Below are 23,658 nucleotides of genomic sequence, written 5' to 3' on the forward strand. Positions count from 1 at the left end.
GCGGCACGATTCTATTAGCAGCTAAGCGCTTTCGTGGGCAAAATTAGCGTGTGTTAGTTCGGTTCGGGCTCGAGTGCGCTAAGTTGCCGCAACAGGCCAAGGAAACCCAGTGCCAAACCCGCTCGTCCGCAAGCTGGAAAATTTCATCCGCCTTACTTCCGAAGAGAAGCAAGCGTTGGAGAAGATCGCTCAGCCGACACGAAGGCTCGGACCGCGTGAGGACGTGGTCGGCGATGGCGACTGGCCGCGTCATATCAATGTCGTGCTCGAAGGCTGGGCCTGCCGCTACAAGCAACTCGAGGACGGGCGCCGTCAGGTCATCTCGATCTTCCTGCCCGGTGATCTGTGCGATCCGCATGTCTTCGTTCTGCGGAAGATGGATCACTCGCTTGGCACGCTGACCTCGGTGGTGGTCGCCGAGATTTCGGAATCCGCCATACGGGAGATCGCCCTGCAATACCCGCGCGTGGCGGAGGCGTTGTGGTGGGAAATGCTCGTGACGGCGGCGATTCAGCGCGAATGGACCGTTAGCCTCGGTCAGCGGCTGGCGACCGAGCGGCTCGGACATCTGTTTTGCGAACTGTTCCTTCGCCTTCGCGCTGTCGGAATGACGAACGACACGAGTTGCGAATTCCCCATAACCCAGGCCGATCTCGGGGATGCGATGGGGCTTTCTACCGTGCACATCAACCGCACTCTCAAAGAATTGCGGGCGGCGGGCTTGATCCGCCTGCGTGGCCGACAGTTGACGATACCAGACTTTTCAGCACTCCAAGCCACTTCACTATTCGACTCGTCTTATCTGCATTACGAGCGCGATCCATTCAGCCAGAACGAGGATTAAAGATCGGCCGTTGGCCGATTTATCGTACTGAGATCAGCGAACGGCTAAGTCATGAACCGAGATCCGCGCGATACACGCATTGAGGAGTTGGAGGCCGAGAATCGGCGGTTGCGCCGCTTCCTCGATGAGACGGGCCTGCCGGCCGAGCTGCGCCACAAGGTACGCAATACGCTTTCCATGCTGCGGGCGATCATCCGTCGCTCCGCCGAGACCAGCGACTCACTGGAAACCTATGTCGCCCATCTCGATGGGCGGCTCGACGCGCTCGCCCGCGTGCTCAATGCCCTGATGCGCAGCGTACCCGAAGGGATCACCTTGCATTCCCTCGTCGCGGACGAGCTGCTGGTTCATCTCGCGCGCGAGGGTGAGCAGGTCGCGATTTCCGGCCCGAGCCTCCTTCTGTGTCCAGGCGCGGCGGAGGTGATCGCCATGGCCATCCACGAACTGGCCGTGAATGCCGTCGAACACGGCGCCCTGACCGTGCCCCAGGGCCGCATCCACGTGGGTTGGACGCTGTCGCCGCCGACCGGGCCGTCCGGATCCCGCCCGCAATTGACCTTTGTCTGGGAAGAGAGTGGTCTGGCAAACCTCCCACCGGCGCCGTCTCACTGCGGCTTCGGCACCGAAGTGCTCACACGCAGCCTTCGTTATGAATTGAAGGCGGAGACGACCCTCACTTTCGAGCCGCATGGACTGCGCTGTACGATCAGCCTGCCGCTGCCGTCTCAGATCACTGTGGTCGAAGACGACGAATAGAACCGCGTCCCCGAACGCGCTGCGTGTCACGGCAACCGGCCCGATCTGCGGCCCGCCGGGTACACCGTTACATTGTCCACTCACCATTCCTCGATCACGCACTGTGCCAAGCGGGGCCGGGGTAGCCGCGCGACGGATCGACGGGTAGTTAACATCCGGATGCTTTCCTGGAGGCATCGCCCGTCACGAGCCACGGATCCCGCCCAGCGAATGCATGCCCGGATGAACTGCCTGCTGCGTTCGCCGGTTTTTGGTGGCGTTCTTCTAAGTGTCGCGGCGCTGGTCCTTCTACCGCAGCCGGCGGCCGCTTTCGACCTGTTCGGCTTGTTCGGCTCGGATGAGGAGCCGCCAGCTCCGAGCGCGACGGCGCTGCCCTATAGCCTGCGGATCACCGGCACCGACGACTCGGACATTCTTCGTGCCCTGCAGGACACCTCGACGCTCTACCGCCTGCGCCAGGAGGCGCCGCCGGACGGGGAGGGGCTGGTGCGGCGCGCCGAGGCCGATCTGCGCCGCCTGACCGATGTGCTCTCGGGTTACGGCTACTATCAGGGCACCGTCTCGATCCGCATCGACGGAGTCCCGGTCGGTGGCGAGGCCTCGCTCGTTGCCGCCTCACGCGCAGCGGAGAACGCGCGCGCTCGCACGCTCGTGCCGGTCAAGATCGCGGTCGATCTCGGTCCCGCCTACGCCCTGCGCACCGTGAACGTCATCGACCCTCGCGGCCGTCCGTTCTCGGACGAGGTGCTGCCCGAGCGCTTCACCCGCACCGGCGACGACGTTCCGGCTCGCTCGGCGACCGTGCTCGCCCGCGAGGCGAAGATCGTCGATCGCTTCCGCGCCCTCGGCCACCCCTTCGCCAAGGCCGTGACGCGCGATCCCGTCGTGGACGACGCGGCCCACGTTATGGACGTGACCTTCACGATCGATCCCGGGCCGATGGCCGGCCTCGGCGAGGTCTCGGTGAAGGCGACCGACGGCATCGATCCGGCGGTGATCCGCTCGTTCATCTATTCCGAGCCCGGCGATCCCTACTCGCCGAAGGCGGTCTCCGACATCCGTCGCTCAGTCGCCCGCATCGAGGGCCTCGGTCCGGTCCGCGTGCGCGAGGGCGAGAGCCTCGATGCACAGGGCAACCTGCCGATCTTCGTCGAGGTGAGCGAGCGCGAGCGCAACCTCATCGGTGTCTCGGCGCGCTACTCCACCGTCGATGGGCCGGGCGTGCGCGCCTACTACGCCAACCGCAACCTCTGGGGCGGCGGCGAGACGCTGCGGCTCGACGCCGACATCTACTATCTCGGACTCGGCTTCGATCCGTTCGCGACCCAGCGCAAGCTTGCCGGCATCGACACGACCGGCCTCGGCGGGCGCCTCTCGGCGACCTTCGTGAAGCCGGCACTCGGCGGCACCCGCAACGACCTGCTGGCGAACGTCTTCGTCACCCGCGAGGTGCAGCAGAGCTACTTCGTGGACGCGGCCGGGGCCTCAGTCGCGGTCCGCCACCGCTTCTCCGACACCTTCTCGGCCCAGATCGGCCTCGACGGGCAGGTCGGCCGCTCCAAGGATGCCATCGGCACTGTCGATTACCGCCTGATCGGCGTGCCGGTCTCGGTGACCTACGACTCGACCGACAGCCTGCTCGATCCCACCGAGGGTTTCCGCGTGATCGCCTCGGCCGCGCCCTATCCCGGCTTCCTCGGCTCGGATCCGGGCATCTTCGTCGCGAAGGCTCAGGGCTCGACCTATTACGCGCTCGATGACGAGGCGAAATACGTGCTCGCCGGGCGCGTCGGCTTCGGCTCGGTCTCGGGCGCCCGCCTCGATGAGATTCCCGACAATTTCCGCTTCTTCGCCGGTGGCGGCGGCTCGGTGCGCGGCTTTGCCTTCCGCACCCTCGGGCCCCGCGGCCCGTTCAACCTGCCGATCGGCGGGCGCAGCTTGCTCGAGGCTTCGATCGAGGCCCGCATCAAGATCACCGACACGATCGGCATCGTGCCCTTCTTCGACGCGGGCACCGCCTTCGCCTCGACGCTGCCGGATTTCGATGAGCGTATCCGCAAGGCGGCGGGCATCGGCCTGCGCTACTACACCGGCATCGGTCCAATCCGCGCCGACCTCGCTTTCCCGCTCGACCGGATCAAGGGAAACCGCGAGCTGCCGGCCGCCCTGTACATCAGCCTCGGACAGGCGTTCTGAATGGCGTTTTCTGCTCGCGGACGACACCGTCGCAGCCCGGCCGCCACGGCGGGCGAGGGGCGGAGCCGAGCCTACGGCCGAGCGGTGTTCGCGGCCGCGTTCCTGTCGATCGCACTGCTTTTTGCCGCATTCATCACCACCGACGACACCCGCGCTGCCGATGGCGAGAAGACGGTGCTCGGCGGTCTGCTGTCGAAAGCGCTGTCGACGCCCTCGTCGCAGGTCACGATCGGCGCCGTCGATGGCGCCCTGTCCTCGGATGCCACGATCCGCGATGTGGTCATCAGCGATTCCGACGGCCCGTGGCTGAAGCTCGACCGCGCTCGCCTGATCTGGCGGCGCCTCGCCCTTCTGTCCGGCCGGCTCGAAGTCGATACCCTCGAGATCGGCCGGCTCGAAGTGCTGCGCAAGCCGGTGCCCGGCCCGACGCCGGCCGAGGCCGAGCCCGATGGAAGCCTGCTGCCGGACCTGCCGGTGAAGGTCGAGATCAAGAGCTTCGCGCTGGCCGAACTGGTGCTGGGCGAGAGCATCGCGGGCCAGCCGGCGCGGCTCGCGGGCGATGGCAAGGCGAAGCTTGGAAACCCGTCCGAGGGGCTCGACGTCAGCGCGGATTTCCGCCGCCTCGATGCGGCCGGACGCTTCATCGCCCGTCTGCTGTTCGTGCCCAAGGGCGAGCGCCTGGAGGTGAAGGCGAGCCTCGTCGAGCCGGAGGGCGGCCTGCTCTCGAAGGCGGCGAACCTTCCCGGCACGCCGCCGATCAACTTCGATCTCGACGGTCGCGGCACCCTCGATTCCTTCAACGCCCGCCTCGACTTCGATGCCGGCCCGGAGATCGGTGCGAAGGGCGGCGCGCGCCTCTCGCGCATCGGCACCGATCGGCGCCTGAGCCTCGACCTGACCTCGCGCATCGAGGGCCTGGTGCCGGGCCCGGCTGCGGCGATCTTCTCCGGCGAGACCAAGCTCGACGGCGGCATGGCTTTCTCCGACACGGGGGCGTTCCGCATCGACCGGCTCGACCTCGCCTCGCGCACCGCACGGCTCGCAATCGGCGGCGCCCTGACCGCCGACCGGGTCGCGGATTTCACGATCTCGGCCCGCACGGTCCCGACCGAGGGCGGTGTCACCAAGGCGGCGGATGCCGAGCTGGACACTCTCGTCTTCGACGGAAATCTGAAGGGGCCGCTCTCCTCGCCGCGGGTGAAGGGCAATCTCAAGGCGGCCGGCCTGCGCACCAGCGAATCGAGCCTGGAGCGGATCGATGCCGTTCTGAACGTCGAGCCGACGGGCGCCGACAAGGCGCAGCGCTTCAGCATCACCGCCGATGCGGCCGTGGAGGGCCTCCGCCTCGCCGATCCGGCGCTCCGCCGCGCTGTCGGCAGCCGGGCCAAGCTGACCCTGCGCGCCGCTGCGGGCTCGGACGGCGTCCTGGACGTCACGACCCTGACCGTCGAATCCGATACGGCCCGCGCCGCCTATGCCGGACGGATCGGGCAGAACACGCTGGCCGGCACGCTCGAGGCAGCTTTGTCCGATGCCGGCGCTTTCTCGGGCATCGCGGGACGGACCCTGGCCGGCCGTCTCGATGCCAAGGCGATCCTGAGCGGAGATCCCGCCCGCAAGGCTCTCTCCGCTGACCTCGATCTGCGCGGCGGCGGTCTCGTACTCGGCGACGCGACCGCCGACCGGCTTGTCGGCCGCGCTCCGTCGCTCACGGGGCGCGTCTCGCAGACCTATGACGGCTACGGTTTCGAGCGCCTGCGCTTCGAGGGCGCGGGGTTCGTCGCGACCCTCCAGGGACAGGCGAACGCCAAGATCGCAGACGTCGGCGCCCGCGTCGATCTCAAGACGCTTTCCGCCTTCGATGAGCGCCTCTCCGGGCCGGCGAGCGCCGATGCGCGGCTGACGGGCTCCCTGCTCAAGCCCGCCTTCACCGCCGCGCTCCGCGCACCCGAAGTGAGCGCCAACGGGCGTCCGATCCGGGATCTGCGCCTCGACGCGGCGCTGAACGACCTGCGCGATGCCCTCGACGGCACCCTGCGCATGACCGGCGACATCGCCGGCAAGCCGCTGCGGGCCGAGGCCCACATCGCCCGGCCGAACCGCAGCGACTACGCCCTCGACCGGCTCGCCTTCGCCCTCGGTTCCGTCTTGGCGGACGGACAGGCGGTCGTGAACGCCGACAGCCTCCTCGCCGAGGGCGCCTTGACGGTCCGTGCCGGCGATCTCGGAGACCTGTCGCCGCTTGCCCTCGCGCCCATGGGCGGCAGTCTCGATGCGGCGGTGACCCTTTCCCGCGTGGGCGGACGCCAGGACGCGACGGTCCGCGCGACGGGCACCAGCCTGCGCTACGACACGTTCGGTCTTGCCAAGCTCGACGCGGATCTCACCGGCCGCGACCTGCGGGCCCATCCGGTCATCGACGGCCATGCCGACGTCGGGCGGCTCGTCACGGCGGGCCAGAGCATCGATACGGTGCGGCTCACCGCCAACGGCACCGCGGCGGCGAGCGACATCACCCTCACTGCCCAAACCCGCGGCTTCGCCCTCGACGGTGCCGCGCGGCTGATCCCGGCCGAGCGCACGCGGATCGAAATTGCCCGGTTCTCGGCGCAGCGCGGCGGCGACCGTCTGGCACTGGCCGGCCCCGCCGCGATCATCCTCGATGGTGGCTCGGCGCTGATCGAGAATCTGGTGGTTGCCGCCGGCTCCGGCCGGGTCAGCATGCAGGGGCGAGTCGGGTCCGATCTCGACCTCAAGCTCGGCATCCGTGCCCTGCCGCTGTCGCTCGCGCGGATCGCGAGCCCAAGCCTTGCCTTGTCCGGCACGCTGGAGGGTGAGGCCGACCTGCGCGGGACCGCCGCGCGGCCGGAGGGGCGCTACGCCCTCACCGTCGCCGGCCTCGTGACGCCCGAAACCCGCAAGGCCGGCCTGCCGCCGATCACCGCGCAGGCGAGCGGCCGGCTCAATGACGGCGCGGCCAGCATCGACGGGCGGTTCTCGTCCGGACGCGGCGCTGACGTAACGGTGACGGGCACAGTGCCGGTCGAAGCCGGCAGCGGGCTGAATCTCCGCGCCCGAGGCAACCTCGACGCGGCGCTGGCCAATTCGATGTTGAGCGCGAGCGGGCAGCGGGTTGCCGGCCGAATCGTGCTCGATGCGGGCGTGACCGGTACGGTCGCGGCGCCGAAGGTGGAAGGCTCCGCGACGCTTTCGGGGGGCAGCGTCACCGATCCGCTCAACGGCATCCGCATCACCGACATCCAGGGCCGGGTGACCGGCCGCGGCGACACCATCGTCATCGAGCGGCTGACGGCGGCGACCCGTAATGGCGGGCGCCTTTCCATGGACGGGCGCGTCGCCGTGGAACCGGCCTCCGGCTTTCCCGGCACGCTCCGCATCACCGCCGACCGGGCCGAACTGGTGTCGAGCCCGCTGATGACAGCGGTCTCGAGCCTGAACCTCGCTCTATCGGGGCCGCTGGCCCGCAAGCCGACCATCAAGGGCCGGATCGATGTCGTCTCCATCGACGTGTCGGTGCCCGACCGCCTGCCCGCCACGGTGCAGCCACTGCCGGGCATCCGCCGGGTGAACGTGACGCCTGAGGTGCGCGAGCGCCTCGCCAAGCGGGCCGAGCGCAGGGCGCAGATCGAGGCGGCCGGCCGCCGGAAGAAGGCGGCCCCGCCCTTCGACGCCGGTCTCGACGTGATCGTGAGCGCGCCGAGCCGCATCTTCGTGCGCGGGCGCGGCATCGACGCGGAACTCGGCGGCGAGTTGCACGTCACCGGCTCCTCGCGCGACCCGCAGGCCAACGGCGACTTCTCCCTGCGGCGCGGCGTATTCAGCCTCGGCGGCCAGCGCCTCGACTTCACCCGCGGCCGGGTGTTCTTTGCGGGCGACATCGCCCAGCCCGATCTCGATTTTGCCGCCGAGACCAAGGCCGCCGACGTCACCGCCCGTGTCGCGGTCACCGGCCCTGCGGCGCAGCCCATCTTCGCGCTCTCCTCCGATCCCAGCCTGCCGCAGGACGAGATCCTCTCGCGCATCCTGTTCAAGAAGGCGGCAGCCGGGCTCTCGGCGTTCCAGGCGCTGCAACTGGCCCAGGCCGTGGCGCAGCTTTCCGGCGGGGCAGGGGGCCCCGATGTGTTCGAGGCGGCCCGCAAGGGGCTCGGCCTCGACAGCCTCGATGTCTCGACGGGCGCGAGCGGCGGCCCGGCGGTCGGCGCTTCGCGCTACATCAACGACCGCATCAGCGTCGGCGTGAAGGCCGGCGCCAAGCCCGCCGACACCGCCGCGACGATCAACTACGACGTGACGCGGCGGATCAAGCTGAACGGTGAGGCCGGCAGCGACGGCCGCACCTCGGTCGGCGTCGGCGCGGAATGGGAGTGGTAGGCGCGCTTGCGAGCGTCGGCGAAGCGGCCCGAGACGTCATGAGCTGCGAACCAAAGGGAGCGAGCATGAGGCGGGCTTTCACCCACGCGTCCGGATTGTCCCTCGCTCTTTTGCTCGTCAGCGCTGCCGCGACCAGCGGAGAGTTCACGGATCCGGCGACAGGCTTCTCGGTGACCGTGCCGGACGGCTTCGCCATCCGACCGCCGCGCCAGGACACCAACCACGAAACCCTGGTCGACATCGTTAGCCTGACCGGGCAGCCGCCGGTCGCGGGACGCAGCGAAGCGCTTTGTGCGGCCGGGTTCAGACGGAATCCGAAGGGCGCGATTGCCTCACAGGACGCGTTGAACGCCCTGCCGGCCCTTCGAAACCGGGTCGCCGAAGCCCGACAGGTTCTGAATGGTCAAGGCCTAAAGACGGAGACCGTCGAGCCGATCCATAGCCGCGACTTCGCCGGGTTCGAGATCGTCTCAATCCCGACGACCGGGCCCGACCACCGCAACGTCCGCATCTACATGGCGATCATGGACCGCGTCATCGGCCGAACGGACATCGTCTGCGCGACGACGAAGCAGGCTCTGCCGAGCGCGCTGCCGGTTTTTCGCGCGATACGCGACGGCACGCGTCCGCCCACACGGTAGGGGTCCGGTCGCATCGGTGCCCGAACGGTTCGCGATGCCGTCGTCGGTCAACTTGAAAGAGCCCGGCGCCGTCACGGCGCCGGGCTTTGCCGACGGGAGGCGTCCTACGGCTCCTTGAAGCCGTATTCCGGCACGCCCTCGTCGTTGCCGTAATACTTGTAGGGCAGACACTTGCCGGAAAGATTCATCTTCATCCGGTCGCCCTTGTTGTTGGGCTCGCGCTCCATCGTCATGTTGAAGTCGATCGCCGACATGATGCCGTCGCCAAATCCTTCCTGGATCAGCCTTTTCCAGGTGGTGCCATAGACCATCACCAGCTCGTAGAAGCGGTAGATCAGCGGGTCGGTCGCCGGGCGACCTGCCCGAAGAAGACGGCGGATGGCATCGCATAGGTGTCGCCGGCGATGACGCATTTGGATCGAAGCACGATCCGCTTGACCACGTGAGCCGCGGTGACCGGTGGTGCGTAGCCGCTCGCGGCCGGCTGGAAACCGCCGGATGTGCCCCAAAGCGTTCCCTCGGAGCGGGTCGGTGACCAAGCCTTGTCGGGATGCCCGGGACCGTACTGTCCGGTGACGTGTTCGCCCCTGCTCGTACAATACGTTTAAGTAATAGATTTAATCCTGATTAAAAGTCTGGCTCTGTGCAAATTTATTGCAATATCCAAGATGTGTTTTCGCGCACTTGGCTTTCGATATCGGGTTTATATTTAAGCAATGCGCCTCTTGTTTGGGCCACGCTCTGCAAGACAGGAGAATTTGTTGTTTCGTGGATTAAGCCGCGCGCTGGGTCTTCTTGTTGCCGTCGCCGTCACCCTCCTGCCGACGTCGGCGCTGGCTCGGCGCACGATGGATCTCCAAGGCCCCGCCGATCCGCATCGGATGTACTGCGACATCGTCGTGAAACGTCCCGGCGGAAACCCGACCCAGGACATGACCGGCTCGATCGGTCACGCAAAAAGCCATCAGAGCGGCGGCGGTCGAGCGAACCCGCTGATCTGTTATCTCCCCGGGACACGCTGACCGCAGCGCAATGCGACGTGGATGGAGGGCGCGACAGTTTGCCGGAAGCACAGCCAGTCTTGATTGATTGATTTCAGTCGAAGGCCGATCGGACGCGAAGTGCGGCGGCGCATATTCAGAATAGGTGCCCCGATATAAGAAGGGTCCGCAAAAACAAGAAGGGATTCCGCAACCGACAACGGAGATAAAGCGTGACTGGAACGACATCTTTGAGAATCGCGCTGGTCGGCGTGATTTACCTGCTTTCGTATACGGCCGCGAACGCGATGAATCATCCGGCGGGGACCGGTACGGGCGGTGGGCCGGACACGACGATCACAGCCCCGCACGTCGCGCCGACAGGAAGAGTCATCCCGCGCCCGCAGGTCTTGGGCTCCCCAGCAACCGGCGAGGCCGCGCAGAAGCCTGAACCTCAGTTCAAGGACAGTTTCCTCATGAAGGACATCTGTGTCGGCTGCTGAGGCGGATAAGAGTGCCTCGCAAAACTCCCGGTCTCCGACCGTTCTCGTTCTGGCGATGAAAGGATGGCGGAAGTTTTGTGCGAGACACTCAGGCGCGGGCGATATCGACCCGACAGCAGCCCTGCGAGACGAAGAGAAGCCCGGCGTCGTCATGGCCCGGGCTTTTCTGAACCGGACGGCTCCTACGGCTCCTTGAAGCCGTATTCCGGCACGCCGTCCTCGTTGCCGTAGTACTTGTAGGGCAGGAACTTGCCCGACATGGCGAGTTTCACCCGGTCGCCCTTGTTGTTGGGCTCGCGCTCCATCGTCATGTTGAAGTCGATCGCCGACATGATGCCGTCGCCGAACTCCTCCTGGATCAGCTCTTTCCAAGTGGTGCCGTAGACCATCACGAGCTCGTAGAAACGGTAGATCAGCGGGTCCGTCGGCGGCATCTGCGGGATCGAGCCGCGATAGGGGGCCTCGTTCAGCATCCGCTCCTCGGCCTGGCTCAGCCCGAACAGCTCGGCGGCCTTCTTGGCCTGAGCCTTCGGAAGCTTCATCTGGCCCATGCAGGCGGCGGTGATGAGGATCGGCGAGATGCCTCCGATCTCGTCCTGGATGTACTTCCAGGTCCAGCCCTTCTCGCGCTTGATGTCGAGAAGCTTCTCGGTGAGGTCTTCGCGCTTCATGCTTGTCTCCCTTCCGGCCGAGGGCCGGTTGCGATGGGGGCGGCCGTTCGGATGCCTGGGGGCGTAGCGTCCGAACGGCCGGACCGTCTCGACCCGCCTGAGCGGGCCGGACGGCACTCGGCTGACGGGCCAGGAGCCGCGCCATTGCGAACATGGTCCGCAAGCGGCGTGCCAGGCGAATACGGCGCTGGAAGTCTTTCTCTTTCAATGCATTGCGCTAAGATCGTCGTTCTACGAAATTTCGTTTATGATGAAATGTCGTAGTGAGACTGCGAGATTTCGTAATGTCGTCATCAGCGCTGGGTGCGCCCTCGGTTTACGGTATCGTCTTCGACGAAAATCGCGAGGCGCTGCTGGTGTTCGAGCCCCTAACGGACGGCATCGACGACGCCAACGAGGCGGCCGCCCGGTTGCTCGGCCGCGACCGCGCCGCCCTGCGGGCGATGCCGGTGAGCGCCCTGCATCCCGACCAGCGGCCTGCGCTCGTGTTGTTCACGCAGGCGGTTCTCGCCGAGGGGCAATGGTGGACGCGCGCCCTCACCCCGTGCCACGGCGCCGGCAAGCCGTTGCGGCTCGAATATTCCGGCTGCGTGCTGTCGGGTGAGCCGGCGCGGCTTCTCGTCACCCTCTTCGATCTCGAGGAGCGCGAGCGCCGCCGCATCGACCGGGAGGCCGAGGAGCACATGCGCGCCGGCCTGCCGGAATGGCAGCGCATGGAGCGCATCTTTCGCGACATCGAACGCGGCAACCGGCTGATCCTGCGCGCGGCGGGGGAGGGGATCTACGGCGTCAACGCGGACGGGATCACCACCTTCGTCAACCCGGCCGCGGAGCGGATGCTGGGATGGGCCTCGGCCGATCTCGTCGGCAAAGACATGCACGCCACCGTGCACCATACCCGCGCGGGCGGTGCGCATTACCCGCATCACGACTGCCCGATCTATGCGGCATTCCGCGACGGCGCCGTGCATCAGGTCGACGGCGAGGTGTTCTGGCGCAAGGACGGCACCTGCTTTCCGGTCGAGTACACCTCGACGCCGATCCGCGAGGGCGGGCAATTGCTTGGCGCGGTGATCGTGTTTCGCGATGTCAGCCAGCGCCGTGAGGACGAGGCCCCATTGCGGGCCGCGCTGGCCGAAGTCGATTCCCTGCGCGAGCGCCTGGAGCAGGAGAACGCCTACCTGAAGGAGGAAATCCGCGCCGAGAGCCACCATCAGGGCATCATCGGGCGTAGCCCGGTCATGGAGGCGTTGCTGCGCCAGATCGACGTGGTGGCAGGCACCGATGCCACCGTTCTCGTCGCCGGCGAATCCGGTACCGGGAAGGAGTTGATCGCCCGGGCCATCCACGAGGCAAGCCGCCGCCGCGAGCGGCCGCTGATCCGCGTGAACTGTGCAGCGATCCCGCGCGACCTGTTCGAGAGCGAGTTCTTCGGCCACGCGAAGGGCGCCTTCACCGGGGCTCTGCGCGACCGGATCGGGCGGTTCGAACTCGCCGACGGCGGCACGCTGTTCCTCGACGAGGTCGGAGAGATCCCGCTCGACCTTCAGGGTAAGCTGCTGCGCGTCCTCCAAGAGCGCCAATTCGAGCGGGTCGGCGAGGAACGCACCCGCGCGGTCGATATCCGGCTGATCGCCGCGACCAACCGCGACCTCAAGGAGGAGGTGCGCCGCGGGCGCTTTCGCGAGGATCTCTACTTCCGCCTCAACGTCTTCCCCCTGACCTCCGCGCCCCTGCGGGAACGCCGCGAGGACGTGCCGCTGATCGCGCAGCACGTCCTGAAGGCCGCCGCGCGGCGCCTCAACCGGACGGATCTGCGCCTGACCGAGGCCGACGCCCGCCGCCTGTCCCGCTACGATTGGCCGGGCAACGTGCGCGAGTTGGAGAACGTGATCGAGCGCGCCGCGATTCTCGCCGAGCGCGGGCGCCTGCGCTTCGATCTGCCGGAAACCCGCAGCACCGGTTCTGTCGCGCCCGCGCCGGAGCGCCCGGAAACTCTCGGCCGGCCGCTGTCCGAAGAGGAGCGCCGCGCCCGTGCCCGCAGCGAGATCGAGGCGGCGCTTCACATCAGTGGCGGAAAGGTCTTCGGTGCCGGCGGCGCGGCCGAGCTGCTCGGCCTCAAGCCGACGACGTTGCGCTCGCGGATGAAGGTGCTCGGGATCGAACCGCTCTGACGGGCGGTGATCCCCATCGAACGACGGCAGCGAGGGCGGCGCTTCGCAGAGCTGTCATTTGCGCGTGCTTGGATATCATCCGATATGTCCCGACCGGGCCGCCCCTCATGAGGGATCGCCACCTTACGGAAACACGCCTGTGTGCCGAGCCGAGCGATGCTGTGAGAGCGGAAACGACACGCCGCCGCGCGGCCCGAACGCTCCGGCTCCTCGCGAGCGGCGTCGCGGTCCTCGCCCTGTCCGCTCCGCTCGGCATCGCCCCGGTCCCGGCTGGCGCCCAATCGCTGCCCTCGCTCGTCTCACCCATGCCGCTCGGCCTTCCGCTGACGGGCGCAGGCGGCGACCCGCAGACCGCGATCGCGCAATCGCGGACATCGGATCAGGTGTCGGTAACGAACGAGGGCTCGATCCAGGATGCGCTCGGCCCCTATGGCGACCCGTTCGGCCTGCGTGCCGCGCTGGCGGCGCGGGGCGTCACCTACGTTCTCACCTATATCGGCGAGGGGCTTTCCAGCGCCTCCGGCGGAGTGCGGCACGGGACGACCTTCGGCGGTCGCTTGGACACCTCGCTCGACATCGATCTCGATAAGCTCGCCGGCTGGAGCGGCGCCCGGTTTCATACCGACTTCTTCCAGATCCACGGTCATGGCCTGTCTCGGCGCTTCGTCAACAACCTCACGACGGTCAGCGGCATCGAGGCTTTGCCGTCGACCCGGCTGTTCGAATTGTGGATCGAGCAGCGCTTCTTCGACGACCGGTTCTCGGTGAAGATCGGCCAGGTCTCGGCCGACACGGAGTTCGCCATCGCCCAGTCGGCGGTGGTTTTCATCAATGCGGGATTCGGCTGGCCGAATGTCGGTGCGGTCGTGATGCCGAGCGGCGGTCCGATCTATCCGTTGGCCACACCCGCCATCCGCCTGAAATACGAGCCGACCGCCGAACTCTCGCTGCAGGGCGGCTTGTTCAACGGCGACCCGGCGGGGACGCCGGCCGGCGACGAGACCGATCCGGAACGGCGCAACCGCACCGGCACGAGTTTCCGCGTCAACGATCCGGCACTGCTGATCGGCGAGGTGGCCTATGCCTATCCCAGCCTGCCCGGCGCCGAGCGGCTGCCCGGCACCGCGACCCTGGGCGGCTGGTACCATTTCGGCCGGTTCGACAGCCCCCGCCTCGACGAAGTCCGGGGGCGGCTCCTGGCCGATCCCGAGGCGAGCGGAATCGCCCGGCGCTTTCGCGGCAATGCGGGTCTCTACGCGATGCTCGACCAGACGATCTATCGCGAGCCCGGAACCGTGAACGAGGGTGCCTCGGCTTTCCTGCGGGTCTCCGCCGTGCCGGCCGACCGCAACCTGATCGATCTCTACGTCGATGCCGGCGTGGCCTATCGAGGCCTGTTCGAGGGCCGCCCCAACGATACGTTGGGCCTCGGGATGATCCATTCCCGCATCAGCCCGGCCGCCCGCGCCTTCGACCGCGACCAACGCGTTTTCGCGGACGGATCGGGGCCGCTGCGCAGCAGCGAGACCGTGTTCGAGGCGACGTATCAGGCCGAAGTGATTCCCGGCTTCACCCTTCAGCCGGATCTCCAATATGTCATGCGGCCCGGCGGCGGTCTGGCCGATGAGCGCGGACGCCGGCTGCGTAACGCCACGGTTCTGGGTCTGCGCGCAACCATCAACTACTGACGGACGCGCCGCGCGCCGGTCCCGGCATCCGTCACGGCCGCGGTGGCTCGGCTCCGATCGGCTGGTAGGCGGGCCCCTCGGCGCCGTCGTCGTTGAGGGTTTCCATGAAGGCGATGAGGTCGGCCTTCTCCTGCGCCGTCAGATGCAGCGGACGGATGTCGCGGGACCGGCTCGGCCGGTCGATGCCGCCGCGGTCGTAGAGGTCGATCACCTCGGACAACGTCCTCAGTGAACCGTCATGCATATAGGGCGGGCGCCGCGCGACGTTGCGCAGGGTCGGCGTCTTGAAAGCGTGGCGTAGAGCCGTCGAAGTCGGGAAGAACCGCCCCCGGCCGATCGCGCCATCCGTGGCGACGCCGATGTCGTGGAACGAGCCGTCCGTGAAGTTCCAGCCCGAATGGCACGCGGCGCAATTGGCCTTGTCGTTGAACAGATCGAAGCCGCGCTTGGCGGCAGGACCGAGCGCGCGCGCATCGCCCTCGACCCAGCGGTCGAACGGCGCCCGACCGGAGACGATCAGGCGCTGGAACGTGGCGAGTGCCTGCTCGATGCGCTCCTGGGTGATCGGCCCACCGTCCGGAACGGGCCCAGGGAACCCTTTGGCGAAAGCCGTGACATATTTGGGATCGGCCGAGAGGCGCCGGACCATCTCCTCGGGCGGCATGTTCATGTTGCCGGGGGCGGTCAGCGGTGTGCGGGCCACGGATTCGAGACCGCGAAACTTACCGTCCCAGCCATAGATCGTGTCGGTCCAGGCGACGTTGAGCAGCGTCGGCGTGCGGAAATCCATGAAACCGCCGTCGCTGCGCGGGGCGCGCGGATTCGAGTCGGTCCAGTCCTGCCCCGGCACGTGACAGGTGGCGCAGGTGCGGTCGCTCTCCCGTGAGAGAACGGGCTCGAAGAACAGCGCGCGGCCGAGTTCGGCCTTGGCGGCCTGATACGGGTTGTCGTCGGGGAAGGGGATTGCGGCCGGGCGGCGGTACGCGGCGAGCGCAGCCGAACGGTCGGGCTCGCCGTTCGTCGCGATCGCCCAGCCTCCCAACAGGATCGTCAGGAGGACTGTGGCGCCCCCCACGAATTTCCAAGCCATTCGAACCTCGATCGATCCGATCTTTGGGGCTTTGGCTTTAATTTTGGTTAAGGAAAGAACCTAGCATTGTTGCGAGCGATCCCGGTCGGTTCGAATTTAGATGGCCTGATAGGCCGATAGCCTCGGCAGCATATCGATTGCGCTCAACCTCCCGTTGCTCCGCGCTTCTTTACTTCACCGAAACCGCGAGCTTCATCTTCGGATGAATGCCGCACAGGATCGTGAACTGCCCCGGTTTCGGAAAGAAGACGACGGTCTTGCTGCCCGGAATCTGCTCGCCCGTGTCGAAGCTGAAGTCCGGATTTTCGAGATAGGCGTGATGGACGAGTTCACCGTCGTCGTTCACGATCGCGATGGCCTCGCCAGCCCGCAGGGAGACCGCCCCCGGTGCGAAGGATCGGCCCTTCTGCGTGACGCGGTGGGACGCCGTATCGCCCGCCAGCGCAAGCGCCGTTCCGGATGCGATGAGGAATGTCAGCAACAGGACTGAACCTGTGCGCCGCGGCGTGGGGACACTTCTCATCCGGCACGCATCCGTCATGCCCGTCTCCTCTATTTCGAGGACGCCCCCGCGCACTCGATCATCTCAAATGAGCATCTATGAAGTTGCGTTCGCCTTAACGGCATCACCGAATTCAAGGGGTATGCTACCGAAATCGCTGGCGTCGTAGATTACCTTAACGATTGTCGGACATGCTGGCTGCGAAAAGCGAGCGTTTGCCCGATGAGTCTTACACGCCAACCCATTGGCTTTTCTGCGGGGCGCAGTGCCCTCGAGACCGTGCTGCGCGGTGGTCGCACGATTCGCGGCCGCATCTTCCTCGCCTTCCTGATGCTGAGCGCGATCACGGCGGCGCTCGGCGGTTACGCCGCCTTCGGCATCATGACGACGGGTGCGCTGGTCGATAAGACCTACGACCGCTCTCTGATGGCGATCAATTACGCCCGGGCCGCCGCGGCCGACCTCGCGATGCTCCAGGCTGCGGTCGCCCGAGCCCGCTTGGCGGGCGATAGCGCCGAGCGGCGCACGCTCGAGGCGCGGATCGAGGCGTTGACGGAATCGTTCGAGGAAGATCTGGAGATCGCGGCGGACCGAGCCCAATCGGAGCGCGCGACGCGGGAAGCTGCCGCCGCCAAGGACGCCGTCACGCAGTGGCTGGCGGCCCGCAGGGAGTTCGGCCCCGATCAGCAGACGGCGGATGTCTGGCAGGCGCTCGACGCCCACGCGGCGGTGGCCGAGCAGCATATCGACCTGCTGATCAACTTCACCGCCGGGGATGGCTTCTCCTATCGGCAGACGGCTCGCGCGGACGTCGCCCGCGACGTGCGGCTCAGCATCTTCGCGACCTCGCTCGCAATCGTTCTCTCGGGCATCGTCGCCTTGCTTCTGTTGCGGCAGATCGTTCGGCCGGTGGCCGACGCCTCGACGGTCGCGAGCCGCATCGCCGCCGGTGAGTTGACCGTCCGAGTGCCCGAGGGCGGCGACGACGAGTTCGGTGTCCTGCTGCGCGCCATGGCGATCATGCGCGACAACATCGCGGCGATGATGCAGGAGGAGGTCGCTCAGCGCCGCTCCGCCCAAAGCCTGCTGGCCGACGCGGTGCAGGGGTCGATCGAAGGGATCGTCGTCGTCGATGCCGGGGGCCGCATTGTGCTCGCGAACGCGCGGGCGGCAGCCTTACTCGGGATCGATGAGGCCGAGTCCGGCCATCGCCATCTCTCGGACGCGCGGGGTTCGGCCGTCGCCGATGCCCTGCTCGCCATGCCCGGCAACGCCACCCTGACCGCCGAGACGCATGCCGCCGACGGGCGCTGGCTGCGCATCAGCCGCAGTCCCACACGAGAGGGCGGGTTCGTCGCCGTCTGCAGCGATGTGTCCCTGCTCAAGGAGCAGGAGGATCAGCTCAAGCGCAGCAATGCGCAGCTCGACGCGGCTCTCAGCAACATGCTCCAGGGGCTCTGCCTCTACGATGCCGAAGGCGGCCTCCTCGTCTACAATCGCCGCTTTTGCGATATGTTCGGCGTCGATGCCGCCGCGCTGCGGCCGGGCATGAGCATCCGCGACGTGGCCCGTCTCGTCGAAGCCTCGTCCGATAGCGGCCGCGCAATCGATCTTCTCATCGAACAGGAGGCCCTGCTTCAACACGGGTTGAGCGCGTCGCTCTGTTGCCCGATCCGGACGGATTGTATCGTCGCGCTGAAGCAGCAGCCGACGGCGGAGGGTGGTTGGATCGCCACCTACGAGGATGTCACCCAGCGCTACGAAGCGGAAGCGCGGATCATCACCATGGCGCGCAAGGACGCGCTGACGGGGCTCGCCAACCGCATGGTCTTCGGCGAGCGCCTGGAAGAGGCCGCCGCGCATCTCGTCGAGGGAGCCGGTGCCGGCTTCGCCACGCTCTGCCTCGATCTCGACCGGTTCAAGGAAGTCAACGACACGCTCGGCCATCCCATCGGCGACGGGTTGCTGCGCAGCGTTGCGGAGCGGCTGCAAGGCTGCCTGCGCGACACCGACCTCGTGGCGCGTCTGGGGGGCGACGAGTTCGCCATCGTCCAAGCCGGCGTCCAGGCCGGCGCGCATGCGCGGCGGGATGCGAGCGCCCTGGCCAAGCGCCTGATCACCGCCTTCCAGCAGCCCTTCCTCCTCGACGGGCACACCGTGACGGTGGGGATCAGCATCGGCATCTCGCTCGCACCGGAACACGGAACGAGCCCGGAGAAGCTGCTGAAGAGCGCCGATCTGGCACTCTACCGCGCCAAGGCGACCGGACGGGGCTGCTGGTCATTCTTCGACGAGGGGATGGACGTCGAGCTGCGCAAGCGCCGGGCCCTGGAAAGCGATCTCAGGAAGGCCGTGGGCAACGGCGAGTTCGAACTCGTGTTCCAGCCGATCGTCAAGCTCGACCGGCAGCGGATCTCCAGTTGCGAAGCGCTGCTGCGCTGGCGGCACCCCGAGCGCGGCTATGTCTCTCCCGCGGATTTCATCCCGCTGGCGGAAGAGACGGGCACCATCGGCGAAATCGGCGAATGGGTGCTGCGCAAGGCTTGCAGCGAGGCCGCGAGCTGGCCCGCTGGCATCGGCGTCGCCGTCAATGTCTCCGCCGCACAGTTCAAGAACGCGGCGGTCGTCCGGGCAGTGATGGATGCGCTCGCCGCGAGCGGGTTGCCGGCGCACCGGCTGGAACTGGAAATCACCGAATCGGTCCTGCTCAACGACAGCGTGACGACGCTGGCGACGCTCCACACCCTGAAGCGTCTGGGCGTGCGGGTGGCGATGGACGATTTCGGCACCGGCTTCTCGTCGTTGAGCTACCTACAGAGCTTCCCCTTCGACAAGATCAAGATCGACCAGTCCTTCGTGCGCAACCTCGCCGAGCCCGGCAATGCGCGGCTGATCGTGCGCTCCGTGGTCGGCCTCGGCCGCAGCCTCGGCATCACGACCACGGCGGAGGGAATCGAGACCGAGGCCCAACTCGACCAGCTTCGGCTCGAAGGATGCGACGAGGGTCAAGGCTACCTGTTCAGCCGCCCTGTCCCCTCGGCCACGATCCGTGAATTGGTGACGGCACTCGGCCGCAACGCGGCCTGAACGGCGACGCGATCGGCGCAAGTTTCTGCTGAACAAGGCGCGCACACGGCAATTTCCCTGACACAAGAGCTGAAGCGCAGCCAGTCGAAAGACCTGGCCGTGCTCGGCCATGTGAGCTGTGTGCCGAGCGGTAGCCTGACGGGCTTCCGCCAATCCTTGCAGGAGGAAGAGGCGATGGTGCGCCGGGTGCGTGAACGGATCGGCCCGACGACCAAGCGTTGCCTCGATCTCACCGCCGCGGGCGAGAAGGCGGACCGCTGACCCACAGGTGAGCTCGGCAGTCGCCCGGACGAGCGACACGACATCGCGCACGGGGCCGAACGATTCGGGCCCGGTGCGCGAATCTTGTTCCGCGCAAGCAGCTCACCGAACCGTCAGGGCGGCGTTGCGAGCCAGATGACATGGCGGGGACCGCTCGAACCGCTGGCCGGCCGACGAACCTCCGCGACGGTGAAACCGAGACGCTGGAGCCGCGCCTTGAACTTCCGGTCGGGCGTCCCCGACCACACCCCGAGCGTACCGCCGGGCTTGAGCGCCCATTGCGCCCGCTTCAGGCCCCACTCGTCGTAGAGCCGGTTGTTCGCGCGTCGCAGCAGACCCTCGGGGCCGTTATCCACATCCAAAAGGATCGCATCCCACCCGGCAGCCTCGGATTGGATCAGGCGGGTCACGTCCGTCTCGCGCAGCTCGACGCGTGGATCATCCAGGCAGCCGGCGAAGACGGAAGCGAGCGGTCCCCTTGCCCAGGCAGCCACAGCCGGCACGAGTTCGGCGACGACGATGCGCGCGTCCGGACCCAGCTCCCGCAAAGCGGCGCGAAGCGTGAAGCCCATGCCGAGGCCGCCGATCAGAATGCGCGGCGCCGGCCGGTCCGTCAGCCGCGCGCAGGTCAGCGAGGCCAGCGCTTCCTCCGAGGTGCCGCGCGTGCTGTTCATCAGTTCGATGTTGCCGACGACGATGGAGAATTCACCGCCGCGCTGCATCAAGGCGAGGCTCTTGCCGCCGCCGGGCACGTCGCTGGTTTCGAGGTGCACCCACTCGTTCATCGCTGCCTTTCCCGTCCGGGCGCCGGGTGCGACCCCGCATGCGTCCGTCGCCATTGCTCTTTCCGCTGAAGGCCGCCTATCAGCGGGCATGTCTAAACGCACCAAATCTCTCCCGCAGCAGCGCGGCTTCGTTCTCTTCGACGTTGTCTTCGAAGACGGCACACGCGCCTCGAACCGGCGTGTCCCGATGGAAATCCTCGGTGGCCTCGACGGCGACGAGCCGGCGCGTCAACTCATCGCCGAGCAGGAAGCGGAAATCGCGCAGAAGGCCGGCCGGGCACCGCGCGAAATCCAGCAGCTCACGCGCTCGCCGATCGCCAAGCCGGTGATCGCCACCTGATGCCATGGCGCTGCCCCCTGCTCGCTCGTAGCGGCAGGGGAGGCCCGGCTCGTCCCGCAACCGGGTCACAGGCGCCGACCGATCGGCCGGGCCCAAACGAAGAAGGGGCCGGCTCAGCGCCAACCCCTTCCCAACCATACGAAATTCGATGGTACCACCGCCCCGGCTCGAACGGGGGACCCCTAGATCCACAATCTAGTGCTCTAACCAACTGAGCTACGGCGGCACGTGAGGGGGGACTTATCCCGAGGCTCGCGGCATTTCAAGCGCCTTGAAGGTACCTCTTCACGGTTCGCACCCTCGATCCACCGATGCTAGACGGCGGGCGCATGGCCGCTATGGCCTGCGATCCGGACCCAGCCTCCGCGAGTGCGATGAGCCCGTCTCCGCCCACCACCGCCCCGCTCGTCCAGGCTCCGGTGCGACTTCGGGCCTGGGTGCGGGGGAACGAGATCGCCCTCGTGGGGCTCGCCGCCGTCACGGGATGCGTCGGGGGGCTCGTCGTCGTCGCCATGAGCGGCGCCAGCCAGTTCCTGCGCGAAATCCTCTATCGGCTTCCCGCGGGCCAGCGCCTCAGCAGCCTGTCGGATCTTCCGACCGAGGGGCTGATGGGGGCCCCGTTCCTGGCTCCGGCGCTCGGCGGCGCGATCCTCGGCCTGCTGCTCCTGATCTCGACGAGGGGGCGCGGCAAGGCCAAGCGCGCGGTGGTCGATCCGATCGAGGCCAACGCACTGCACGGTGGGCGGATGTCGCTGCGCGGCTCTCTCGACGTGGCGGCACAGAACGTGGTCTCGAACGGCTGCGGCGCCTCGGTCGGGCTTGAGGCCGGCTACACCCAGGTCGCGGCGGGGATCGCCTCGCGGCTCGGCATCGCCTTCGAGATGCGGCGTTCCGACCTGCGTACCCTGGTCGGCTGCGGCTCGGCAGCCGCCATTGCCGCCGCGTTCGGCTCGCCACTGACCGGCGCTTTCTACGCGTTCGAACTCATCATCGGCACCTACACCATCGCGACGCTCGCCCCCGTCGTCGTCGCGGCCCTGTGCGGCAGCCTCGTGGCGCGGGCGCTCGCCCCCCAGCCGGCCTTGGTCGATGTCGGCGCTCTGGCGCTGGCCGAGAATACGAGTTTGAATACGGCTTTGGGGGCGGGCGACACGCTGCCCTGCCTCGTCCTTGGCCTCGTCTGCGCCGGCCTCGCGGTGTTGCTGATGCGCGGCGTCACGCTGGTGGAGCAAGGCTTTCGCGCCTCGCGCCTGCCCGCGCCCCTGCGGCCCGTCCTCGGTGGCTTGTGCGTCGGCGGGCTCGCGCTCGCGACGACTCCCCAGGTGCTCTCGGCCGGGCACGGCGCGCTCCACATCACCCTCGCGCCCGAGGCGGCGGCCGGGCTCGGTGCGCTCGCAGGCCTCATCGTCGCCAAGGCCGCGGCCTCCGCGATGTCGATCGGATCGGGCTTTCGCGGCGGCCTGTTCTTCGCCTCGCTGTTCCTCGGCGCGCTGGTGGGCCGTCTGTTCGCCGGGCTGGCGCCGCTGGTCTGGCCCGGCTTCGAGGGGTTCGGCCTCGCGCCGGTCGGCTATGCCGTGATCGGCATGAGCGCCTTCGCCGTCGCCATCGTCGGCGGCCCGCTCACCATGACCTTCCTCGCACTGGAGATGACGGGCAGCTTCCCCGTGACCGGGCTCGTGCTCGCCTCGGTGATCGCCTCCTCGCTCGCGGTGCGGAAGACCTTCGGCTACTCCTTCGCCACATGGCGCTTCCACCTGCGCGGCGAAAGCATCCGCAGCGCCCACGATGTCGGCTGGATGCGCTCCCTGACGGTCGGGCGGATGATGCGCAAGGACATCCGGCCGGTTCCCCTCGACACGCCGATGGCGACGTTCCTGCGCGCGCATCCCCTCGGCTCGCCGTCGCGCGTGGTCGTGGTGGACGAGCACGATCGCTATGCCGGAATCGTCCTCGTGCCGGAGGCCCATGCGCGTGCGGCCGAGAATGGTGGTGCGACGCCGCACCTCGCCGACGTCGTGCGTTACCCGGGGTCGTTTCTGCTGGCCGACATGACCGTCAAGCAGGCCGCCGAAGCTTTCGACGAGGCCGAGAGCGAAGAACTCGCCGTGCTCAGCGATCGGCAGAGCCGCCGCGTGATCGGGTTGCTGACCGAGAGCCACACGCTGAAGCGCTACAGCGAAGAGCTGGACCGGCAACGACGCGCCATGCTCGGTGAAGCGGCTTGAACGGCGCGCCCGTGCTATGGGTCGCGGCATGACCCTGCGCGCCCTTTTCGCCGGCCTTGGCCTCGTTCTCGCCCTCGGCACGGCGGCGCACGCGGATTCCTGCGATGGGCTGACCGTACGGTTGATCCGGGGAACGGGCGTCGCCCTGGCCGGACGTAGCGGCGCCACCGCCGTGTTCCGCGCCGCCGACGCCGACCGGATGAGCCTCGATTGTGCGACGCCGCGGCGGCTCGCGTTCCGCTCGAATCTCCGCGAGCCGCCGCGCGGGTTCTTTGTCCTGATCGGGCTCGCCGCGCGGACGCTGGCCGGCGCACCGGCCGATTCCGTCGCGACACTTGCCCAACGCGTGCACCAGGACAGCCTGCTCACCGGCGCGCCGCAGATCGGCCGCGTCGGGGGCGCGGTGATCCGCTGCGATCCCGGCGACCGGCCGGACGGCTTCGGTGTCGGCACCCTGTGCCGCCTGGCGGCGGACCGGCCCCGCCGCGGTCTTTCCCGCACGGCCCGGCCGGGCTAGAGCGGG

The 23,658-nt window shown here is 67.8% G+C and carries 18 protein-coding genes, 1 tRNA gene and 1 pseudogene; 14 read left to right on the forward strand and 6 right to left on the reverse strand.

The window, feature by feature from the left end; translation table 11 throughout:
* Window positions 1-109 precede the first annotated feature (109 nt).
* The 5 genes from E4V01_RS12225 to E4V01_RS12245 all read left to right on the forward strand — a co-directional run bounded on the left by E4V01_RS12225 (window position 110) and on the right by E4V01_RS12245 (window position 8,829).
* The gene (locus tag E4V01_RS12225) at window positions 110-844 is read left to right on the forward strand and encodes a Crp/Fnr family transcriptional regulator (protein ID WP_135298517.1); all 735 of its coding nucleotides are present in this window, start codon (window positions 110-112) and stop codon (window positions 842-844) included.
* 51 nt (window positions 845-895) lie between these two features.
* Window positions 896-1,600: an HWE histidine kinase domain-containing protein gene (locus E4V01_RS12230; protein ID WP_135298518.1), complete on the forward strand. Its 705-nt coding sequence runs from the start codon at window positions 896-898 to the stop codon at window positions 1,598-1,600.
* A 210-nt stretch (window positions 1,601-1,810) separates the two neighbouring features.
* Entirely contained in the window at window positions 1,811-3,796 is a 1,986-nt protein-coding gene (locus E4V01_RS12235; RefSeq protein WP_135298519.1) for an autotransporter assembly complex family protein, read from the forward strand.
* A complete protein-coding gene (locus E4V01_RS12240; protein ID WP_135298520.1) occupies window positions 3,797-8,188 on the forward strand; it encodes a translocation/assembly module TamB domain-containing protein in 4,392 nt (1,463 codons plus the stop codon).
* A 170-nt stretch (window positions 8,189-8,358) separates the two neighbouring features.
* Window positions 8,359-8,829 (forward strand): hypothetical protein, encoded by a 471-nt coding sequence (locus E4V01_RS12245; protein WP_153227046.1) that lies wholly within the window; start codon window positions 8,359-8,361, stop codon window positions 8,827-8,829.
* A gap of 104 nt (window positions 8,830-8,933) precedes the next feature.
* On the opposite strand, the pseudogene E4V01_RS12250 reads toward E4V01_RS12245, so the two are convergent.
* Window positions 8,934-9,182: pseudogene (locus tag E4V01_RS12250) on the reverse strand (cyanase); the annotation flags it as partial.
* 408 nt (window positions 9,183-9,590) lie between these two features.
* Between E4V01_RS12250 and E4V01_RS12255 the strand changes: the two are divergent.
* A complete protein-coding gene (locus tag E4V01_RS12255; protein WP_135298605.1) occupies window positions 9,591-9,851 on the forward strand; it encodes a hypothetical protein in 261 nt (86 codons plus the stop codon).
* A gap of 191 nt (window positions 9,852-10,042) precedes the next feature.
* The gene (locus tag E4V01_RS12260; RefSeq protein ID WP_135298522.1) at window positions 10,043-10,312 is read left to right on the forward strand and encodes a hypothetical protein; all 270 of its coding nucleotides are present in this window, start codon (window positions 10,043-10,045) and stop codon (window positions 10,310-10,312) included.
* Between the two features lie 182 nt (window positions 10,313-10,494).
* Here the strand turns inward: E4V01_RS12260 and cynS are convergent, their stop codons facing one another.
* Window positions 10,495-10,983, reverse strand: coding sequence for a cyanase (cynS, locus tag E4V01_RS12265; RefSeq protein WP_012454767.1), 489 nt, complete (start codon window positions 10,981-10,983; stop codon window positions 10,495-10,497).
* Window positions 10,984-11,267: 284 nt separating this feature from the next.
* Here cynS and E4V01_RS12270 point away from each other — a divergent pair, with 284 nt between their 5' ends.
* Both E4V01_RS12270 and E4V01_RS12275 read left to right on the forward strand, forming a co-directional pair.
* Window positions 11,268-13,157: a sigma 54-interacting transcriptional regulator gene (locus E4V01_RS12270; protein ID WP_135298523.1), complete on the forward strand. Its 1,890-nt coding sequence runs from the start codon at window positions 11,268-11,270 to the stop codon at window positions 13,155-13,157.
* Window positions 13,158-13,318: 161 nt separating this feature from the next.
* The gene (locus E4V01_RS12275; protein ID WP_135298524.1) at window positions 13,319-14,845 is read left to right on the forward strand and encodes a carbohydrate porin; all 1,527 of its coding nucleotides are present in this window, start codon (window positions 13,319-13,321) and stop codon (window positions 14,843-14,845) included.
* Between the two features lie 31 nt (window positions 14,846-14,876).
* Here E4V01_RS12275 and E4V01_RS12280 read toward each other — a convergent pair whose 3' ends face one another.
* Together E4V01_RS12280 and E4V01_RS12285 are read right to left on the reverse strand one after the other, a co-directional pair.
* Window positions 14,877-15,935, reverse strand: coding sequence for a cytochrome-c peroxidase (locus tag E4V01_RS12280; protein ID WP_135298525.1), 1,059 nt, complete (start codon window positions 15,933-15,935; stop codon window positions 14,877-14,879).
* A 169-nt stretch (window positions 15,936-16,104) separates the two neighbouring features.
* On the reverse strand, window positions 16,105-16,476 hold the full coding sequence (locus E4V01_RS12285; RefSeq protein ID WP_135298526.1) for a hypothetical protein: 372 nt from the start codon (window positions 16,474-16,476) through the stop codon (window positions 16,105-16,107).
* 183 nt (window positions 16,477-16,659) lie between these two features.
* Between E4V01_RS12285 and E4V01_RS12290 the strand changes: the two genes are divergently transcribed.
* Both E4V01_RS12290 and E4V01_RS25680 read left to right on the forward strand, forming a co-directional pair.
* On the forward strand, window positions 16,660-19,524 hold the full coding sequence (locus E4V01_RS12290; RefSeq protein WP_135298527.1) for an EAL domain-containing protein: 2,865 nt from the start codon (window positions 16,660-16,662) through the stop codon (window positions 19,522-19,524).
* Window positions 19,525-19,623: 99 nt separating this feature from the next.
* The gene (locus E4V01_RS25680; RefSeq protein ID WP_193763198.1) at window positions 19,624-19,785 is read left to right on the forward strand and encodes a hypothetical protein; all 162 of its coding nucleotides are present in this window, start codon (window positions 19,624-19,626) and stop codon (window positions 19,783-19,785) included.
* 113 nt (window positions 19,786-19,898) lie between these two features.
* Here the strand turns inward: E4V01_RS25680 and E4V01_RS12295 are convergent, their stop codons facing one another.
* Window positions 19,899-20,570: a spermidine synthase gene (locus E4V01_RS12295; RefSeq protein ID WP_135298528.1), complete on the reverse strand. Its 672-nt coding sequence runs from the start codon at window positions 20,568-20,570 to the stop codon at window positions 19,899-19,901.
* A gap of 88 nt (window positions 20,571-20,658) precedes the next feature.
* Between E4V01_RS12295 and E4V01_RS12300 the strand changes: the two genes are divergently transcribed.
* A complete protein-coding gene (locus E4V01_RS12300; RefSeq protein WP_004446489.1) occupies window positions 20,659-20,910 on the forward strand; it encodes a hypothetical protein in 252 nt (83 codons plus the stop codon).
* A 149-nt stretch (window positions 20,911-21,059) separates the two neighbouring features.
* Here the strand turns inward: E4V01_RS12300 and E4V01_RS12305 are convergent.
* Window positions 21,060-21,136: transfer RNA gene (locus tag E4V01_RS12305), tRNA-His, on the reverse strand.
* Between the two features lie 112 nt (window positions 21,137-21,248).
* Between E4V01_RS12305 and E4V01_RS12310 the strand changes: the two genes are divergently transcribed.
* Complete coding sequence (locus tag E4V01_RS12310) at window positions 21,249-23,135, forward strand: chloride channel protein (protein ID WP_371688520.1); 1,887 nt, start codon at window positions 21,249-21,251, stop codon at window positions 23,133-23,135.
* A gap of 28 nt (window positions 23,136-23,163) precedes the next feature.
* Complete coding sequence (locus tag E4V01_RS12315; RefSeq protein ID WP_135298530.1) at window positions 23,164-23,652, forward strand: hypothetical protein; 489 nt, start codon at window positions 23,164-23,166, stop codon at window positions 23,650-23,652.
* The last annotated feature ends 6 nt before the right edge of the window (window positions 23,653-23,658 follow it).

Origin of the sequence: Methylorubrum sp. Q1 (genome assembly GCF_004683995.1) — a bacterium.
Lineage (GTDB): Bacteria > Pseudomonadota > Alphaproteobacteria > Rhizobiales > Beijerinckiaceae > Methylobacterium.

Coding starts and splice junctions, on each gene's coding strand:
- E4V01_RS12230 (WP_135298518.1), top strand. CDS start 896: ATGAACCGAGATCCGCGCGATACACGCATTGAGGAGTTGGAGGCCGAG.
- E4V01_RS12235 (WP_135298519.1), top strand. CDS start 1,811: ATGCATGCCCGGATGAACTGCCTGCTGCGTTCGCCGGTTTTTGGTGGC.
- E4V01_RS12240 (WP_135298520.1), top strand. CDS start 3,797: ATGGCGTTTTCTGCTCGCGGACGACACCGTCGCAGCCCGGCCGCCACG.
- cynS (WP_012454767.1), bottom strand. CDS start 10,983: ATGAAGCGCGAAGACCTCACCGAGAAGCTTCTCGACATCAAGCGCGAG.
- E4V01_RS12270 (WP_135298523.1), top strand. CDS start 11,268: ATGTCGTCATCAGCGCTGGGTGCGCCCTCGGTTTACGGTATCGTCTTC.
- E4V01_RS12280 (WP_135298525.1), bottom strand. CDS start 15,935: ATGGCTTGGAAATTCGTGGGGGGCGCCACAGTCCTCCTGACGATCCTG.
- E4V01_RS12285 (WP_135298526.1), bottom strand. CDS start 16,476: ATGACGGATGCGTGCCGGATGAGAAGTGTCCCCACGCCGCGGCGCACA.
- E4V01_RS12290 (WP_135298527.1), top strand. CDS start 16,660: ATGAGTCTTACACGCCAACCCATTGGCTTTTCTGCGGGGCGCAGTGCC.
- E4V01_RS12295 (WP_135298528.1), bottom strand. CDS start 20,570: ATGAACGAGTGGGTGCACCTCGAAACCAGCGACGTGCCCGGCGGCGGC.
- E4V01_RS12300 (WP_004446489.1), top strand. CDS start 20,659: ATGTCTAAACGCACCAAATCTCTCCCGCAGCAGCGCGGCTTCGTTCTC.
- E4V01_RS12310 (WP_371688520.1), top strand. CDS start 21,249: ATGGCCTGCGATCCGGACCCAGCCTCCGCGAGTGCGATGAGCCCGTCT.
- E4V01_RS12315 (WP_135298530.1), top strand. CDS start 23,164: ATGACCCTGCGCGCCCTTTTCGCCGGCCTTGGCCTCGTTCTCGCCCTC.